This window comes from Kribbella sp. NBC_00382 (genome assembly GCF_036067295.1).
In the GTDB taxonomy this organism is placed as follows: Bacteria; Actinomycetota; Actinomycetes; order Propionibacteriales; family Kribbellaceae; genus Kribbella.
In genome coordinates, this window is record NZ_CP107954.1 from 8,376,892 (window position 1) to 8,392,383 (window position 15,492).

The 15,492-nt window shown below is 68.6% G+C and carries 14 protein-coding genes and 1 tRNA gene; 3 read left to right on the top strand and 12 right to left on the bottom strand.

Annotation, left to right across the window (positions count from 1 at the left end):
- Window positions 1–88: 88 nt before the first annotated feature.
- Window positions 89–1,105: an adenosine deaminase gene (locus OHA70_RS39240; protein ID WP_328326887.1), complete on the top strand. Its 1,017-nt coding sequence runs from the start codon at window positions 89–91 to the stop codon at window positions 1,103–1,105.
- Between the two features lie 377 nt (window positions 1,106–1,482).
- Window positions 1,483–2,424, top strand: a complete 942-nt coding sequence (locus OHA70_RS39245; RefSeq protein ID WP_328326889.1) for a hypothetical protein — start codon at window positions 1,483–1,485, stop codon at window positions 2,422–2,424.
- Here OHA70_RS39245 and prmC read toward each other — a convergent pair.
- The 12 genes from prmC to OHA70_RS39305 all read right to left on the bottom strand — a co-directional run bounded on the left by prmC (window position 2,415) and on the right by OHA70_RS39305 (window position 15,259).
- Window positions 2,415–3,254 carry a peptide chain release factor N(5)-glutamine methyltransferase gene (gene prmC / locus OHA70_RS39250; RefSeq protein WP_328326891.1) on the bottom strand — a complete coding sequence of 280 codons (840 nt, stop codon included), beginning with the start codon at window positions 3,252–3,254 and terminating at the stop codon, window positions 2,415–2,417. The two genes, OHA70_RS39245 and prmC, sit on opposite strands and share 10 nt — an antisense overlap.
- Window positions 3,251–4,327 carry a peptide chain release factor 1 gene (gene prfA / locus OHA70_RS39255; protein WP_328326893.1) on the bottom strand — a complete coding sequence of 359 codons (1,077 nt, stop codon included), beginning with the start codon at window positions 4,325–4,327 and terminating at the stop codon, window positions 3,251–3,253. The genes prmC and prfA overlap by 4 nt, the downstream gene beginning before the upstream one ends.
- A gap of 93 nt (window positions 4,328–4,420) precedes the next feature.
- Window positions 4,421–4,627 (bottom strand): 50S ribosomal protein L31, encoded by a 207-nt coding sequence (rpmE, locus tag OHA70_RS39260; RefSeq protein ID WP_328326895.1) that lies wholly within the window; start codon window positions 4,625–4,627, stop codon window positions 4,421–4,423.
- A gap of 145 nt (window positions 4,628–4,772) precedes the next feature.
- Window positions 4,773–6,989, bottom strand: a complete 2,217-nt coding sequence (gene rho, locus OHA70_RS39265) for a transcription termination factor Rho (protein ID WP_328326897.1) — start codon at window positions 6,987–6,989, stop codon at window positions 4,773–4,775.
- Between the two features lie 271 nt (window positions 6,990–7,260).
- The gene (gene thrB / locus OHA70_RS39270) at window positions 7,261–8,448 is read right to left on the bottom strand and encodes a homoserine kinase (RefSeq protein WP_328326899.1); all 1,188 of its coding nucleotides are present in this window, start codon (window positions 8,446–8,448) and stop codon (window positions 7,261–7,263) included.
- 1 nt (window position 8,449) lies between these two features.
- Complete coding sequence (gene thrC / locus OHA70_RS39275; protein WP_328326901.1) at window positions 8,450–9,538, bottom strand: threonine synthase; 1,089 nt, start codon at window positions 9,536–9,538, stop codon at window positions 8,450–8,452.
- 5 nt (window positions 9,539–9,543) lie between these two features.
- On the bottom strand, window positions 9,544–10,842 hold the full coding sequence (locus tag OHA70_RS39280; RefSeq protein WP_328326903.1) for a homoserine dehydrogenase: 1,299 nt from the start codon (window positions 10,840–10,842) through the stop codon (window positions 9,544–9,546).
- Complete coding sequence (gene lysA, locus OHA70_RS39285) at window positions 10,839–12,242, bottom strand: diaminopimelate decarboxylase (protein WP_328326905.1); 1,404 nt, start codon at window positions 12,240–12,242, stop codon at window positions 10,839–10,841. Before lysA ends, OHA70_RS39280 begins: the two co-directional genes overlap by 4 nt.
- Window positions 12,239–13,900 carry an arginine--tRNA ligase gene (gene argS, locus OHA70_RS39290; RefSeq protein ID WP_328326907.1) on the bottom strand — a complete coding sequence of 554 codons (1,662 nt, stop codon included), beginning with the start codon at window positions 13,898–13,900 and terminating at the stop codon, window positions 12,239–12,241. Before argS ends, lysA begins: the two co-directional genes overlap by 4 nt.
- Before the next feature lie 80 nt (window positions 13,901–13,980).
- Window positions 13,981–14,469, bottom strand: coding sequence for a hypothetical protein (locus OHA70_RS39295; protein WP_328326909.1), 489 nt, complete (start codon window positions 14,467–14,469; stop codon window positions 13,981–13,983).
- Window positions 14,470–14,530: 61 nt separating this feature from the next.
- Window positions 14,531–15,046 carry a hypothetical protein gene (locus tag OHA70_RS39300; protein WP_328326911.1) on the bottom strand — a complete coding sequence of 172 codons (516 nt, stop codon included), beginning with the start codon at window positions 15,044–15,046 and terminating at the stop codon, window positions 14,531–14,533.
- A 27-nt stretch (window positions 15,047–15,073) separates the two neighbouring features.
- Window positions 15,074–15,259: a PspC domain-containing protein gene (locus tag OHA70_RS39305; RefSeq protein ID WP_328326913.1), complete on the bottom strand. Its 186-nt coding sequence runs from the start codon at window positions 15,257–15,259 to the stop codon at window positions 15,074–15,076.
- 155 nt (window positions 15,260–15,414) lie between these two features.
- Between OHA70_RS39305 and OHA70_RS39310 the strand changes: the two genes are divergently transcribed.
- Window positions 15,415–15,486: transfer RNA gene (locus OHA70_RS39310), tRNA-Arg, on the top strand.
- Window positions 15,487–15,492 lie beyond the last annotated feature (6 nt).

Consider the following 15,492-nt stretch of genomic DNA (forward strand, 5'->3'; position numbering starts at 1 on the left):
GTGGTCACCCGCCCCAATCGGGTGCACCCTGACATTCGCGTGTCAGCTTCCCGGCGGACCGCCCGCGGCCGTGCATAAGATCCCGGCCATGACTGTGACACGCGACTTTCTCGCCGGCCTGCCGAAGGCCGAGCTGCATGTCCACCACGTCGGCTCCGCCTCGCCGCGGATCGTCGCCGAGCTGGCCGCCCGGCACCCGAATTCGGCGGTGCCCGCCGACGCGGCCGCGCTGGCGGAGTACTTCGTCTTCACCGATTTCGCCAAGTTCATCGAGATCTACCTGTCCGTGGTCGACCTGATCACCACGCCCGAGGACGTCCGGCTGCTCACCTACGAGGTGGCCCGCGAGATGGCCGGCCAGAACATCCGGTACTCCGAACTCACCGTCACGCCGTACTCGTCGGTCAAGCGCGGAATGGCCGCCGAGGCGTTCTGCGAGGCGATCGAGGACGCCCGGACCGCAGCGGAGAAGGAGTTCGGCGTCGTGCTGCGCTGGATCTTCGACATCCCCGGCGAATCCGGTCTGCCCGCGGCCGCTGAGACGCTGCGGATCGCCACCGAGATCCGCCCCGATGGCCTGGTCGGCTTCGGGCTCGGCGGCCCGGAGATCGGCGTACCGCGGCCGCAGTTCGCCCCGTACTTCGATGCCGCCCGCGCCGTCGGTCTGCACAGCGTGCCGCACGCGGGTGAGTCCACCGGCCCGGAGACCATCTGGGACGCCCTGCGCGTGCTCAAGGCTGAGCGGATCGGCCATGGCACCTCTGCCCTGCAGGACCCGGCTCTGGTCGACTACCTAGGCGAGCACCGGATCCCGCTCGAGGTCAGCCCGACCTCCAACCTCGCCACCCGCGTCGTCGCGTCGTACGACGAGCACCCGCTCCGCGGCATGGTCGACGCCGGCCTAGTCGTCACCATCAACTCCGACGACCCGCCCATGTTCGGCACCGACCTGGTCAACGAGTACGCCGTCGCCGCAGACCTCCTCAACCTCGACAACCAAGGCGCCGCCGACCTGGCCCGCACCGCAGTCCACACCTCCTTCGCCGACGAAACCACCAAAACCAACCTCCTCACCGAGATCGACGACTACGTAGCCAAGGCCTGACCAACACCACCCACAGGCCACCACCCACACAGCCCCACTCCGCCTCCCTGGCCCACGTCCGCACCCGGGCTAGCCACCACCACGCCGTACACCACTCTGCGGGACGCACCTCCTCGCGCCCACCCCGCTTCCCTCGCCCACCGCTCCGCCCGCCCCGCCTTTCTCCCCGCCCAGCCTCCCTCCCGCTGCCCCAGCACCCCCCGGCGTCCCATCTCGGGGGTTAACCCCCGAGATTGCGGGTTGCCACCCAAGATTCCGGGGTGGCAACCCACCATTTGAGGGGTTAACCCCCGAGATTGCGGGCGGCGAGGCGGGTGGTCGGTGGGGCGGGTGGTGGTGGGTGTGGATTTGTCGGCGGAGCGTGGTTCCCTGGTGCGGTGCGTAGGACGGCTGTCGTTGTCACGAGCTTGATGCTGCTGCTGGCGGCGGGCTGCAGCGACGGTAAAGCGGATGCGGGGCCGGGGCCGGTGCTCAAGCCTGTTCCGAAGTCGTCGGCTGCTAGTTCGATGCCTGGTCCGCCGGCTGATGGGGATCTTCCTCGTGGTGGGCGGCAGCTGTTCCCGAAGTACCAGCTGGTTGGGTACGTCGGGTTGCCGGGCTCACCTGCACTCGGGCCGCTCGACAAGGATCTGGACGCGAAGGCGGACAAGCTGGAGAAGCTCGCCAAGTCGTACGCCGTCGGGCGTACTCCGCTGCCGGTGCTCGAGCTCATCGTCGTCGTCGCGAGCGGCGGCCCGGGCAAGGATCGCAAGTACCGCAACCGGCTGGCCGACGAGAAGATCGAGAACTACCTGAAGGTCGCGCGCGAGCACAAGATGCTGCTGTTGCTCGACATCCAGCCCGGCCGGGCGAAGATCCTCGACGAGGTGAAACGGCAGGAGCGCTGGCTGAAGGAACCCGACGTCGGCCTCGCCTTCGACCCCGAGTGGGCGGTCGGTCCGGGCCAGGTGCCGGGCCGGGTCTTCGGGCACACCAGCGGTGGCGAGCTGGACAGCATCGCGAAGTACCTGTCCGGTCTGGTCGAGCAGAACGACCTGCCGGAGAAGGTGTTCGTCTTCCACCAACTGTCGACGCGGATCGTCAGCAATGAGAAGGCCCTGAAGGAACATCCGGGCGTCGTCACGATCAAGTCGGTCGACGGAATCGGCAACCGGAAGGACAAGGAGTCCACCTGGCGCAAGCTCACTCCGACGATGGCCGCCGGGGTGCATGCGGGGTTCAAGCTCTTCTACCAGGAGGACACCCGGCACGGCCCGCTGATGACGCCGGCACAGGTGATGGCGCTCAAGCCGCGCCCGGAGTTCGTCGTCTACGAGTGAACTCTGCGCCCAGTGGCGAAGCGGTGCTTGCCAGTCAGGTCGAGCTGATCGCGTACCTCGGTGAAGAGACCGGTAGCCGCGAAGACGGCCGGCGCCGACTCCCCCTGTACGTCCGCATGCTCGCAGCCGAACCAGCCACCGGGCTTCAGCAAACGACCGGCCGTGGCGGCGACGACCTTGATCTCGTCGAGCCCGTCGTCACCCGACCAGAGCGCCAGCGCCGGGTCATGGTCACGCACCTCGGCGGTGACGGATTCCCAAGCAGTCAAAGGGATGTAGGGCGGATTGGAGATCACCGCGTCGACCTGGCCGTCCAGCTCCGGTAGGCAGCCGTCGATGTCGCCCTCGTGCAAGGTGGCCCCGGTCCCGGCCAGATTGCGCCGGGCCCAGACGCACGCCTCGGGCGACAGCTCGACTGCATGCACCGTGCTGTCGGGTCGCTCGGTAGCGACGGCGCCCGCGATTGCACCTGAGCCGCTGCAGAGGTCGACCACTAGCGGGTTCTCGACGTCGGCGATGCGGTCGAGGATCCAGCCGACGAGCACCTCGGTCTCAGGCCGCGGTACGAACACCCCTGGCCCTACTGCGAGGTCGCGGTAGCGGAAGGCCGCAGTACCGGTCAGGTGTTGCAGTGGCTCACGCTGCGCTCTACGGGCGAGCAGGGCGGCGTACTGCGCCTCCTGGTCGGCGGTGGGCTTCACGAGCCCCAACTGCATCCGCCGTACGCCGGTGACGTGGGCAAGCAGCTCAGCGGCGTCGTAGTCGGGGGACGCGACCCCTGCGTCGGCCAGCTGGGCAGTGGCCTCCGCTAGCAACGTACGGACGCTCACTGGCTTTCGACGGCCTCTAGACGAGCGGTGAGGTCCGCATCGGTCAGTGCCTGGATCACCGGGGCAAGCTCGCCGTTGAGCACCTGGTCAAGGTTGTGCGCCTTGTAGCCGACCCGGTGGTCGGAGAAGCGGTTCTCCGGGAAGTTGTAGGTGCGGACGCGCTCGGAGCGGTCGACCGTACGGATCTGCGACCGGCGGGCGTCGGACGCCTCCTGGTCAGCCGCCTCCTGCGCGGCGGCGAGCAGCCGGGATCGCAGTACCCGCATGGCCTGCTCGCGGTTCTGCAGCTGGGACTTCTCGTTCTGCATGGAGACGACGATGCCGGTCGGCAGGTGGGTGATCCGGACGGCGGAGTCGGTCGTGTTGACGCTCTGGCCGCCGGGGCCGGACGACCGGAAGACATCGATCCGCAGATCGTTCTGGTCGATCTCGACGTCCACGTCCTCGGCCTCGGGCAGCACCAGGACACCGGCCGCGCTGGTGTGGATCCGGCCTTGCGACTCGGTCACCGGCACCCGCTGCACGCGGTGCACGCCACCTTCGAACTTCAGCTTCGCGTACGGCGCTTCGCCGGGCTCGGGCGTGCCCTTCGCCTTCACCGCGACGGTGATCGACTTGTACCCGCCGAGGTCGGACTCGGCCGAGTCGAGCACCTCGGTCTTCCAGTTCTGCGACTCGGCGTACTTCAGGTACATCTTGAGCAGGTCGCCGGCGAAAAGGGCCGACTCGTCGCCGCCCTCCCCCGCCTTGATCTCGAGGATCGCGTCCTTGTCGTCACTCGGGTCACGCGGCACCAGCAGCACCTGCAGCTTCTCGGCCAGCTCATCGCGCCGGCGCTCGAGCTTGGTCGCCTCTTCCGCGAAGCTCGCGTCCTCGTGGGCAAGCTCCTTGGCGGCCTCGATGTCATCGGCCGTCTGCAACCACTCCGCGTACGTCCGCACCACGGGCGCCAGCGCGGCGTACCGCTTGCCGACCTGCCGCGCGACCGCCTGGTCGGAGTGCAGCTCAGGATCCGACATCCGCCGTTCCAGCTCGGCGTACTCCGCCTTCAGCGACTGCACTGCCTCGAACATGCCTGCACTCCTTCCTTCGGTTCCACTGTGGACAACGCAACGGCGCCGGTCCCGAATCCCCTGGGGGACTCGTGGACCGGCGCCGGAAAGTCGCTACTTCTTCGCGTACCGCTTCTCGAAGCGGGCGACGCGGCCACCGGTGTCGAGAATCTTCTGCTTGCCGGTGTAGAAGGGGTGGCACTGCGAGCAGACCTCGGAGCGGATGGTGCCGCTCTCGGCCGTCGAGTGGGTCTCGAACGACGCGCCACAGGTGCACGTCACCTTGGTCAGCACGTAGTTCGGGTGGATGTCGCTCTTCATGGATCTCCTCGAGTCAAAGGCGGGCCCGGGTCGTCCGCTTGGTACGAACGTGAACCGGAACCAACAGACAAGTTTGCCATCTCAGGCCCCAACCTGACGAATCGCCCCGGTATTCCGGGGCGATTCGGTCAGCTTGTGGTTACTTCTAGTTACCGTTGTCCGTCGTGTGACCGTTGCCGGCCGACGGAGTCGTCTTGTTCACCTGGAGCAGGAACTCGATGTTCGACTTGCTCTCCTTGAGCTTGCCGATCAGCAGTTCCAGCGCGGCCTGACCGTCCAGCGCGCTCAGCACCCGGCGGAGCTTCCAGACCACCGCGGTCTCGTCCTTCGACATCAGCAGTTCCTCGCGGCGGGTGCCGGAGGCGACCACGTCGATGGCGGGGAAGATGCGGCGGTCGGCGAACTCGCGGCGGAGCCGGAGCTCCATGTTGCCGGTGCCCTTGAACTCCTCGAAGATGACCTCGTCCATCTTGGAGCCGGTCTCGATCAGCGCCGTCGCCAGGATGGTCAGCGAGCCGCCGTCCTCGATGTTGCGGGCCGCGCCGAAGAACCGCTTCGGCGGGTAGAGCGCCGACGAGTCGACACCACCGGACAGGATCCGGCCGCTGGCCGGGGCCGCGATGTTGTACGCCCGGCCCAGGCGGGTGATCGAGTCGAGCAGGACGACCACGTCGTGGCCGAGCTCGACCAGGCGCTTGGCCCGCTCGATCGCCAGCTCCGCGACCGTGGTGTGGTCGTCGGCCGGCCGGTCGAAGGTCGAGGCGATGACCTCACCCTTGACCGTGCGCTGCATGTCGGTGACCTCTTCGGGCCGCTCGTCCACCAGCACGACCATCAGGTGTACTTCGGGGTTGTTCGTGGTGATCGCGTTGGCGAGCGCCTGCAGCACCATCGTCTTACCGGCCTTCGGCGGCGAGACGATCAGGCCGCGCTGGCCCTTGCCGATCGGGCTGACGATGTCGACGATCCGGGTGGTCAGGATGTTCGGCTCGGTCTCGAGCCGGAGCCGCTCGGTCGCGTACAGCGGGGTCAGCTTGTTGAAGTCCTGACGCTGCTTGGCGACCTCGGGGTCCGACCCGTTGACGGTGTCGATCCGGACCAGCGGGTTGAACTTCTCCTTGCGCTCGCCGTCCGACGGCTGCTTCACCGCGCCGGTGATCGCGTCACCCTTGCGCAGGCCGTAGCGCTTAACCATCGACAGCGCGACGTACACGTCGTTCGGGCCGGGCAGGTAGCCACTGGTCCGGACGAAGGCGTAGTTGTCGAGCACGTCGAGGATGCCGGCCGCGGGAACGAGGACGTCGTCCTCGTTGATCGTCGGCTCCGGCTCGAAGCGGTCGTTGCGGCCACGGTTGCGCTGGTTGTCCCGGCCGCCGCGATCGTTGCGGTCGTTGCGGTCGGTGGTGGGACGGTCGGTGGTGGTGCGGTCCCGATCGCGGCCCCGGCGGCGACGGCGACGGCCCTCACCCTCCTCGCCCCGGTCGTTCTGGTTCTGCCGGTCGCGGTTGTTGTCGCGGCCACCATCGCGGTTGGCATCGCGATCGGTGCGCTGACCGTCGCGGTTGCCGTCCCGCTGGCTCTCGCCGCGGCTCTGCTGAGAGTCGCGAGCCTGGCCATCACGCGCCTGGCCATCGCGGGCCTGGCTGTCACGGCTGTCCCGGGTCTGGCCTTCACGGCTGTCGCGGGTCTGGCCGTCGCGGCTGTCCCGGGCCTGGCTGTCGCGCTGGGTGTCCCGCGCGTTGTCGCGGCCACGGTTGCGGTCGCGGTTGCCTTCGGTACGGTCGCCGCGGCTCTCGCCACGGTCGGTGCTCTGCTCGATCGACGGGCTGTCGGCCGGCTCACGAGTCTTCTCCGGCGCCTGCACGACCTCAGTCGTGGCTGCGCCGTTCCGCGCCGCGACCGGGGCCGACTCGGCCGACCGGTCGGTGACGCTGGTGGTGGCGCCGTTCTGCTCGGCCGTCTCCGTGCCACTCTGGGTGGCGGCGGCGCGCGTCCGGCGACTGCCGGCCCGCTGCGGTGCGTCCTGAGCGGGAGCCTCGGCCTTGACCTCAGCGGTCTTGGCCCTGGCCTTGGTGGCCACCGGCTCCGCGGCCTCGTCCAGGGTCGGCTGACTCGACCGCGAGCGAGAGCCCGCGGCGCCGATACTCGCCTGGTTGGCCTTGATCGCCTCGATCAGCTGGCCCTTGCGCAGCGCGCCGGTGCCCTTGATGCCGAGCGTCCCGGCGAGCTGCTTGAGCTCGGGGAGCAGCATGCCTTCGAGGCCGCCTCCGGTCTTGCGGCGCCGCGTTCCGGCGGTAGCCGTCGCGTCAGTGCCCGGGGCCGAGGTACCGGCTCCGCTGGAGGCTTCAACAGTTTCTGTCACGTGAGGTCCTTCCCACACGGATGGACGATGTCCTGAGAGGCTCATCGCCCGGAATCATCTCCCGCGACCGACGAAACGGCGACGCGGGGTAACAAAGAGGCGGCTCTCGCTGAATCTGGGTCCCCCGGAAATCTCCGGCGCAGGCGGCGCAAGTTCTTCACTGGGAGATCGCCACGTACACCTGGGGTGCCGGGAACAAAGCCCGATGCGGCGAGAGTTCGCCGATCACCTGGAAGGCGATCGGGTGAGTCGAGACTAGCACCCATCAGGGTCAGTCTGCTGCCTCGGGATGTTCAACGCGTGTCCGGGATCGTTCATTCCCGCCCTCGGCGAGCAGAAGTTCTGCATCCGCGGGCCAGACCTGTACACCGAGTGGATCGATGCCGAGCTCGTACCGCCGCCAGCCGTCCGGTGCTTCGTCGGCACGTTCGGGCTCCTCGCCGATCACCAGCACCGTCGGGCCGGCGCCACTGACGACCGCGGCCAGACCGCTTCCCCGGAGCTTGTGCACAAGGGCAAGGCTCTCGGGCATCGCGGGTTGCCGGTACTCCTGGTGCAGCCAGTCCTCGGTCGCTGTCATCAGCAAGGATGGCCGCGAGGTCAACGCAGCAACGAGCAATGCGGCCCGTCCTGCATTTGCAGCTGCATCTGCATGCGGTACTGCGGATGGCAGCAACCCGCGAGCCTCTTTGGTCAGCACTCGCGTCGACGGCACGTACGCAACTACCGACAACTCGGCCAACGGCTCCAACCGAACTGTCCGGCCGGTGTCCCCATCGGTCCACGCGATCGTGAACCCACCCAACGCACAAGCAGCCACGTTGTCCGGATGCCCTTCGATCTCGTGAGCGAGCTCCACCACCCGCTCCCGATCCAACGGCTCCCCCGCCAACCCGTACGCCGCCGCGATCCCCCCAACGATCGCAGCCGACGACGACCCCAACCCCCGCCCATGCGGAATCCGGTTCTCACACCGCAACGTAAATCCCGGCACCGACGCCCCAAGTGCATCCAACCCAGCCCGAATAGCCCGCACCACCAGGTGCGACTCATCCAGCGCGACCTCACCCTCACCGGGCCCAGTCACCTCAACACTCACCCCGGTACCACCAGGAACCACCGTCAACTCGTCATACCGGGTCAACGCCAACCCAAACGCATCAAACCCCGGCCCAAGATTCGCACTGGTAGCCGGCACCCGAACCCGAACCGCCCCGGCTGCGCCTAGCCCGGACCCGCCGTCGGCCGCGTCGCTGCCCGGAGTGCCGCCGGCCACTTCGCCGTCATCCAACTCGCCGCTGCCCGATCCGACGTGCCCGCTTACACCGTCGGCCGTCTCGCGGCCGGCCGAGTTGCCGAACGGATCGCCGCTGGCCGTTTCGCCGTCGTCCAGCTCGCCACCACGCCTTCCAGCGTCGGCGAACTCTCGCCCGGCTGACTGGTCGCTGGTCGAGGCCAACTCAAACCAGCCCAGCCACGCGGGCGACCGCGTCGGTGTCGGCCGGCGTGACCGGGGACTCGGCGACCGTTGCATAAGACAGTGCAGTGTCGATGTCCTTCAAGCCGTGGCCGGTGACTGTGATGACGATGGTGGAGCCGCCGTCGAGGCGACCTGCCGCCTTCGTTGCCAGTAGGCCGGCGACGCCAGCGGCTGAGGCGGGTTCTACGAAGACGCCTTCTCGGGCGGCCAACTCACGTTGGGCGGAGAGGATCTGGTCGTCGGTGACTGCCTCGATGCGGCCGCCTGACTCGTCCCGGGCGGCTTCGGCGAGGGTCCAGGATGCCGGGTTGCCGACCCGGATCGCGGTCGCCTGGGTGTCCGGCTTCTCGACGATCCGGCCGGTCACGATCGGCGCCGCGCCCTCGGCCTGGAAACCCCACATCTGCGGGACCTTCGAGGAGATCTTGTCCTTCCGGTACTCCTGGTAGCCCTTCCAGTACGCCGCGATGTTGCCCGCGTTCCCAACCGGCAGCAGGTGCAAGTCAGGAGCATCACCAAGCGCGTCACACACCTCGAACGCCGCGGTCTTCTGGCCTTCCAGCCGGACCGGGTTGACCGAGTTCACCAGCGCGACCGGGTAGTGCTTGCCCAGCTCACGCACGATCCGCAGGCAGTCGTCGAAGCCACCGTCGATCGACACCAGCTTCGCGCCGTGCACGATCGCCTGCGCCAGCTTGCCCTTCGCGATCCGCCCGGCCGGGATCAGCACCAGCGGCAGCATCCCCGCCCGCACCGCGTACGCCGCGGCCGACGCCGACGTGTTCCCCGTCGAGGCGCAGACAACAGCCTTGTCACCGGCCTGTGCGGCGAGCGAGATCGCCACCGTCATGCCACGGTCCTTGAACGAGCCGGTCGGGTTGTTGCCCTCGACCTTCAGCCAGACCTCGCAATTGGTCTGCTCGCTCAGCCACTGCGCGGCCACCAGCGGCGTACCGCCTTCGCCCAGCGTGACCACCGGAGTGTCCGCCGAGACCGGCAACCGGTCGCGGTATTCCTCGATCACGCCTCGCCATTGATGAGGTCGCTGCTGTGGCCTCTGCTGACTCATTGTCTTCAATCCCCTTCGACCCGCATCACACTGCTGACCTCACGGACGATGTCCATGTCGCGCAGGGCTTCCACGGTCGCGGAGAGTGCGGCGTCGGTGGCGGTGTGGGTGACGACGACGAGCTGCGCCTCACCACCCCGGCCCTCCTGGCGGACGGTCTGGATCGACACGCCGTGCTCGGAGAACGCGAGGGCCACCGCCGCCAGCACGCCGGCCTTGTCGGCCACGTCCAGCGACACGTGATAGCGAGTCCGGGTGGCACCCATCGGACGGGCGGCCCGCTGGGTGTACGACGACTCGCCGACCCCCGGCACGCCCTTGAGCCGGTTGCGCGCGGCGGAGACCAGATCCCCGAGGACAGCGCTGGCCGTCGGGGCGCCGCCGGCCCCACGACCATAGAACATCAGCTGGCCGGCCGCTTTGGATTCCACGAAAACGGCGTTGTACGCGTCCCGGACCGACGCCAGCGGATGGCTCAGCGGGATCATCGCCGGGTAGACCCGCGCGCCGACCGAGTCGTTCTCCTCGTCCAGCTCGCAGATCGCCAGGAACTTCACCACGCAGCCCATCTCGCGGGCCGAGGCGATGTCCGTCGCGGACACCTCGGTGATGCCCTCGCGGTGCACGTCAGCGATGGAAACCCTGGTATGGAAGGCCAAACTGGCCAGCAGAGCAGCCTTGGCGGCGGCATCGAAACCCTCGATGTCGGCGGTCGGGTCGGCCTCGGCGTACCCGAGGGCCTGGGCCTCCTCGAGCGCCTCGTCGAAACCGGCGCCGGTGGAGTCCATCTTGTCGAGGATGTAGTTCGTGGTGCCGTTGACGATGCCCATCACCCGGGTCACGTCATCACCGGCCAGCGACTCACGCAACGGGCGCAGGATCGGGATCGCGCCGGCGACGGCGGCTTCGAAGTACAGATCTCGCTCGTACTTCTCCGCGGCGGCGAACAGGGTCGGGCCGTCCTCCGCGAGCAGCGCCTTGTTGGCCGTGACGACGGAAGCGCCATGCTCGAGAGCGGTGAGGATCAGGCTGCGGGCCGGTTCGATCCCGCCGATCACCTCGATCACCAGGTCGAGGTCACCGCGCGAGACGAGCGCTTGGGCGTCGGTGGTGATGAGGGCCGGGTCGACCGCGATGTCGCGCGCCCGGCCTGCTCGGCGTACGGCGATGCCGGCGATCTCCAGCGGAGCGCCGACCCGGGCGGCGAGGTCGTCGGCCCGCTCGGTGAGGATCCGGACCACCTCGGTCCCGACGACGCCGCAACCCAGCAGCGCCACCTTCAAGGGTTTGCCTGACGGTTTCACTCGGCCCCCATGTCCAGTGCAAGCATGTCGTCCTCGGTCTCGCGACGGATGACGACGCGCGTCTGCCCGTCCTTGACCGCGATCACCGGTGGCCGCGGTACGTGGTTGTAGTTGCTCGCCATCGACCGGCAGTACGCGCCGGTGCCCGGTACGGCGACCAGGTCGCCCGGCGTGACGTCGGCCGGCAGGAACTCGTCCTTCACCACGATGTCGCCCGACTCGCAGTGCTTGCCGACCACCCGGGCGAGCGTCGGCCCGGCCTCGGAGTAGCGATTGGCCAGCGTGCAGGAGTAGTCGGCGTCGTACAGCGCGGTGCGGATGTTGTCGCTCATCCCGCCGTCGACCGAGACGTAGGTGCGGTAGGCGTCGCCATCGAGTGCGACCTCCTTGACCGTGCCGACCGCGTAGACCGTGCACATCGCCGGGCCGACGATCGCGCGGCCGGGCTCGATCGAGACCCGCGGCACGTCGATACCGTGCCCGCGGCACTCGTGCTCGACGATCTTGCCCATCTCGGTGGCCAGCTGCGCGGGGTCGGACGGGTCGTCCTGGGTGGTGTACGCGATGCCGAAACCGCCACCGAGGTCGAGCTCGGGCATGTCCACGCCGAGCTCGTCGGAAACCCTTGCGTGCAAGGCGATCACGCGCTTCGCGGCGACCTCGAACCCGGACGAGTCGAAGATCTGCGAGCCGATGTGCGAGTGCAGGCCGAGCAGCTCCAGCTCGGGCGCTTCGTTGATCCGGGCAACGGCTTCGTAGGCCGCGCCCGAGGTGATCGAGAAGCCGAACTTCTGGTCCTCGTGCGCGGTCGCGATGTACGCGTGGGTGTGCGCCTCGACGCCCGCGGTGACCCGGACCATCAGCGGCGCGACGACGCCGCGCTCCTTGGCCAGCTCGATCAGCCGGGTGATCTCGTACTCGGAGTCGACGATGATCCGGCCGACGCCGGCGTCGAGCGCCCGGGCCAGCTCCTGCTCGGACTTGTTGTTGCCGTGGAACCCGAGCCGCTTCGGGTCGGCGCCCGCTCGCAGAGCGACGGCGAGCTCGCCGCCCGAGCAGATGTCGAGGTTGAGCCCCTCCTCCATCACCCAGCGCACGACGGTCGTACTGAGGAAGGCCTTGCCCGCGTAGTAGACGTCGAAGTCCTTGAAGCCGAGCTTGAACGCGCGCGCCCGGGCCCGGAAGTCGTCCTCGTCCAGCACGTACGCCGGGCTGCCGTGCTCCGCGACGAGCTCGCGCAGGTCGACGCCGCCGACCTCGAGGGCGCCGTCGCCGTTCTTCTTGGCGGTCGTCGACCACAGCGAAGTGACCAAGTCGTTGGGGTCACGGGGCGCGCGCAGCCAGGGCGGTGAGTTGTGCCCGAGGTCGGCGTGCAGCGTGCCCGCCTCGTGCGCCCTCACATCCGCTCCGGGGCACTGACGCCGAGCAGGTCGAGCCCGTTGGCGAGGACCGTCTTGGTGGCGCCGACCAGGGTCAGCCGAGCCTTGTGCACCGGCTCGATCTCCTCGTCGCCGCGCGGAAGTACCCGGCAGACGTCGTAGAACTTGTGGAACGCCGACGCGGTGTCCTCGAGGTAGCGGGCAACCCGGTGCGGCTCGCGCAGCTCGGCGGCCGTGGCGATCACCCGCGGGAAGTCGGCGAGCGCGCGGAGCAGGTCGCCTTCCTTCTCGTGGCTGAGCAGGCCGGGCTCGAACTCGTCCAGCTTGATCCCGAGCTCGTCGGCGTTGCGCAGGATCGAGGCGAGCCGGGCATGCGCGTACTGCACGTAGTACACCGGGTTCTCGCTGACCTGGCGGGTCATCTCCTCGATGTCGAGCGTCAGCGGCGACTCGACCGGGTAGCGGCACAGCGTGTACCGCAGCGGGTCGACGCCGCTCTCCTCGACCAGCTCTGCGAGCGTGACGATCGTGCCCGCGCGCTTGGACAGCTTCATCTCCTCACCGTTCTTGAGGATCTTGACGAGCTGGCCGATCAGGATCTCGATGTTGTGCTCGGGGTCGTCGCCGGCGCAGGCCGCGATCGCCTTCAGCCGGTTCACGTAGCCGTGGTGGTCGGCGCCGAGCAGGTAGATGCAGACCTCGAAGCCGCGGTCGCGCTTGTTCACGTAGTACGCGGCGTCGGAGGCGAAGTAGGTCGGCTCGCCGTTGGTCCGGATCAGCACCCGGTCCTTGTCGTCGGTGAAGTCGGTGGTGCGCATCCAGAGCGCGTCGTCGGCCTCGAACAGGTGGCCCTGCGCGCGGAGCTTCTCGATCGCGTGACCGACACCGTTCTGCTCGTGCAGGGTGCGCTCGGACATCCAGACGTCGAACTCGGTCCGGAACTGAGCCAGCTGGTCCTGCTGCTCCTTGAGCTGCCGGACATAGCCGGCCTCGCGGAACGCGACCAGTTGGTCGGCCTCGGGCAGCTCCTTGATCCCCGGCTCCTCGGCGACGATCCGCGCCGCGAGGTCGTGGATGTACTCGCCGTGGTACCCGTCCTCCGGCACCGGTACGCCGTTGGCCGAGGCCATCAGCGAGGCGCCGAACTTCTCCATCTGGGCGCCCCGGTCGTTCACGTAGAACTCGCGGGTGACCTTGGCGCCGGCGGCGATCAGCACCCGGGCCAGCGCGTCGCCGACGGCGGCCCAGCGGGTGTGGCCGAGGTGCAGCGGGCCGGTCGGGTTGGCGGAGATGAACTCCAGGTTGATCGGCTGGCCCTTGAGCGAGTCGGTACTTCCGTACGCCGCGCCCGCCTCGAGGATCTGGGCCGCGATCTTGCCCTGGGCATCGGCCGCGACCCGGATGTTGATGAAGCCCGGGCCGGCGATCTCGGCCGCCGTGATGGCGTCGTCGTCCTGCAGTTTGGCCGCCAGCAGCTCGGCCAGCTTGCGCGGGTTGCCCAGGCTGGAGCGCTTGCCCAGCTGCATCGCGATGTTGGTCGCGTAGTCGCCGTGCTCGGGATTCTTGGGCCGCTCGACCTTGAGCTCACCAGGCAGCCCACCCTCGACCGTCAACGTCCCGTCGTCGACGAGCGCGGTCAGAGCCAACAAAATCTTCTCAGCGAGCTGTTCCGGAGTCACCGGGCCAGCCTAATGGCCAGCGCGCCAAACCCTTGACCCAGTATCCACAGCCCGGTACGGCGCCGCTCCCGGGCGGCCGCTCAGGCGGGTTTGAGGCTGAGGATGGCCGTTTTGCCGGTGACCGAGACGGTGGTGACTTTGAGGCTGTTGAGGATGTAGCTCTTGCCGGGGCCCTGGGCGCTGGTGCTGAGGCTGCAGCAGCCGCCCTTGGCGCTGTAGGCGACCGTGCCGTCGCTCACGCGGTCGATCTTCAGGGTGCTGGTGAAGCCCAGGGTGCTCCGCTTGACCGGGAGGCGGGTGCCGGTACGGACCGTGACCTCGCAGCGGGAGTCGGCGCAGGCCTTGTAGTTCGTACCGTCAGCCGCCTTCGGGAGCGGCTTGGCCGGCGGGGTCGGCGTACCGGCGGTGTCGGGCGGTGGGGTGTCGCCGGGGCCTGGGGTGGGGGTGGCCGTGGGGCTTGCGGGGGTGGTGGAGGCCGGGGCGGCCGCGCCGTTGTCGTTCTGGCCGCCGCAGCCGGTCAAGGCGAGTGCTGCGAGGGCGGTGGCGACTACTGCGAGCTTGCTGTTCATACCGGTAGTCAAGCGGGCCCTAGGGGTTGTCAGGGGCGGTTGCCACCTTCCTGCCACCCGATCAGTGCTTGGCTGCGACCTGGATGACGCTCTCCCGGGGGAGCTTGGTGTCCCAGGCGGCCTTCTCGCCGTTGACGACGACGGTCAGCGAGCCGCAGGCATCGGCCAGGCAGCGGTCGTCGTACTTGACTCCCCAGAGGGTGAAGAACTGGTTCAGGGTGGGGCGCTCGGCCTTCGTCTTCGCCTCCACCCACAGCACCCCGTCGGTACCGTGCGTGTGGACCGCCGCCTGCTCGGCGCGCAGCCGGTCGACGCCGATGTCCGCCGGGATCTCCACCGGCTTGCCGTCGACCGTGACCGAGAGCTTCAGCGTGTACGGCGCCGGGCCGCTGAAGTCGAGCGGCAACCGCTCGAACCCGGCCTTGTCGATGTACGAGACCGCATCCCGTGGCGCGCTCCACGGGGGTGCGCTCGTCCTCAGCTCCGCCGGCCCGGGTTCGGCCGGACCGACCTGGCAGCCGCTCAGCACCGGTACCAGGCTCAGTGCGACGGCGACCGCCAGCAGACCCGCTCTCATGGGGAGCAGGGTTTCATGCCACCCGCGTCAGTCCTCCGACGGCATCATCACCCAGAGCACGATGTAGATCAGGAACTGCGGACCGGGCAGCAGACAGCTGATCACGAAGATGAGCCGCATCGTGTTCGCGGAGATGCCGAAGCGGCGCGCCAGACCGGCACACACACCGCCGATCCAGCGGTTACCGGACGGTCGGACCAAGGAGCTAGCCATGAGTTCGTTTTCCTTTCGGTGCTTGGGGTTACGTCCACTATGACGACTCCGGTACCCAGTGGGATCCCGCAACACGGAAGACCCAGGGACCGACCAGGGTCTCCCCCAATGCGAACCCTCACTGAATTTCCTGCTAAGGTTCTGCTCGTTCCTGAGCCCCCGTAGCTCAGGGGATAGAGCACCGCCCTCCGGAGGCGGGTGCGCAGGTTCGAATCCTGCCGGGGGCGCCCGAA

What these genes read in the sequence shown, in the direction of transcription:
- OHA70_RS39305 (WP_328326913.1), bottom strand. Translation starts at nt 15,259, where the DNA reads ATGGCTAGCTCCTTGGTCCGACCGTCCGGTAACCGCTGGATCGGCGGT.
- OHA70_RS39300 (WP_328326911.1), bottom strand. Translation starts at nt 15,046, where the DNA reads ATGAGAGCGGGTCTGCTGGCGGTCGCCGTCGCACTGAGCCTGGTACCG.
- thrC (WP_328326901.1), bottom strand. Translation starts at nt 9,538, where the DNA reads ATGAGTCAGCAGAGGCCACAGCAGCGACCTCATCAATGGCGAGGCGTG.
- OHA70_RS39240 (WP_328326887.1), top strand. Translation starts at nt 89, where the DNA reads ATGACTGTGACACGCGACTTTCTCGCCGGCCTGCCGAAGGCCGAGCTG.
- rpmE (WP_328326895.1), bottom strand. Translation starts at nt 4,627, where the DNA reads ATGAAGAGCGACATCCACCCGAACTACGTGCTGACCAAGGTGACGTGC.
- prfA (WP_328326893.1), bottom strand. Translation starts at nt 4,327, where the DNA reads ATGTTCGAGGCAGTGCAGTCGCTGAAGGCGGAGTACGCCGAGCTGGAA.
- OHA70_RS39295 (WP_328326909.1), bottom strand. Translation starts at nt 14,469, where the DNA reads ATGAACAGCAAGCTCGCAGTAGTCGCCACCGCCCTCGCAGCACTCGCC.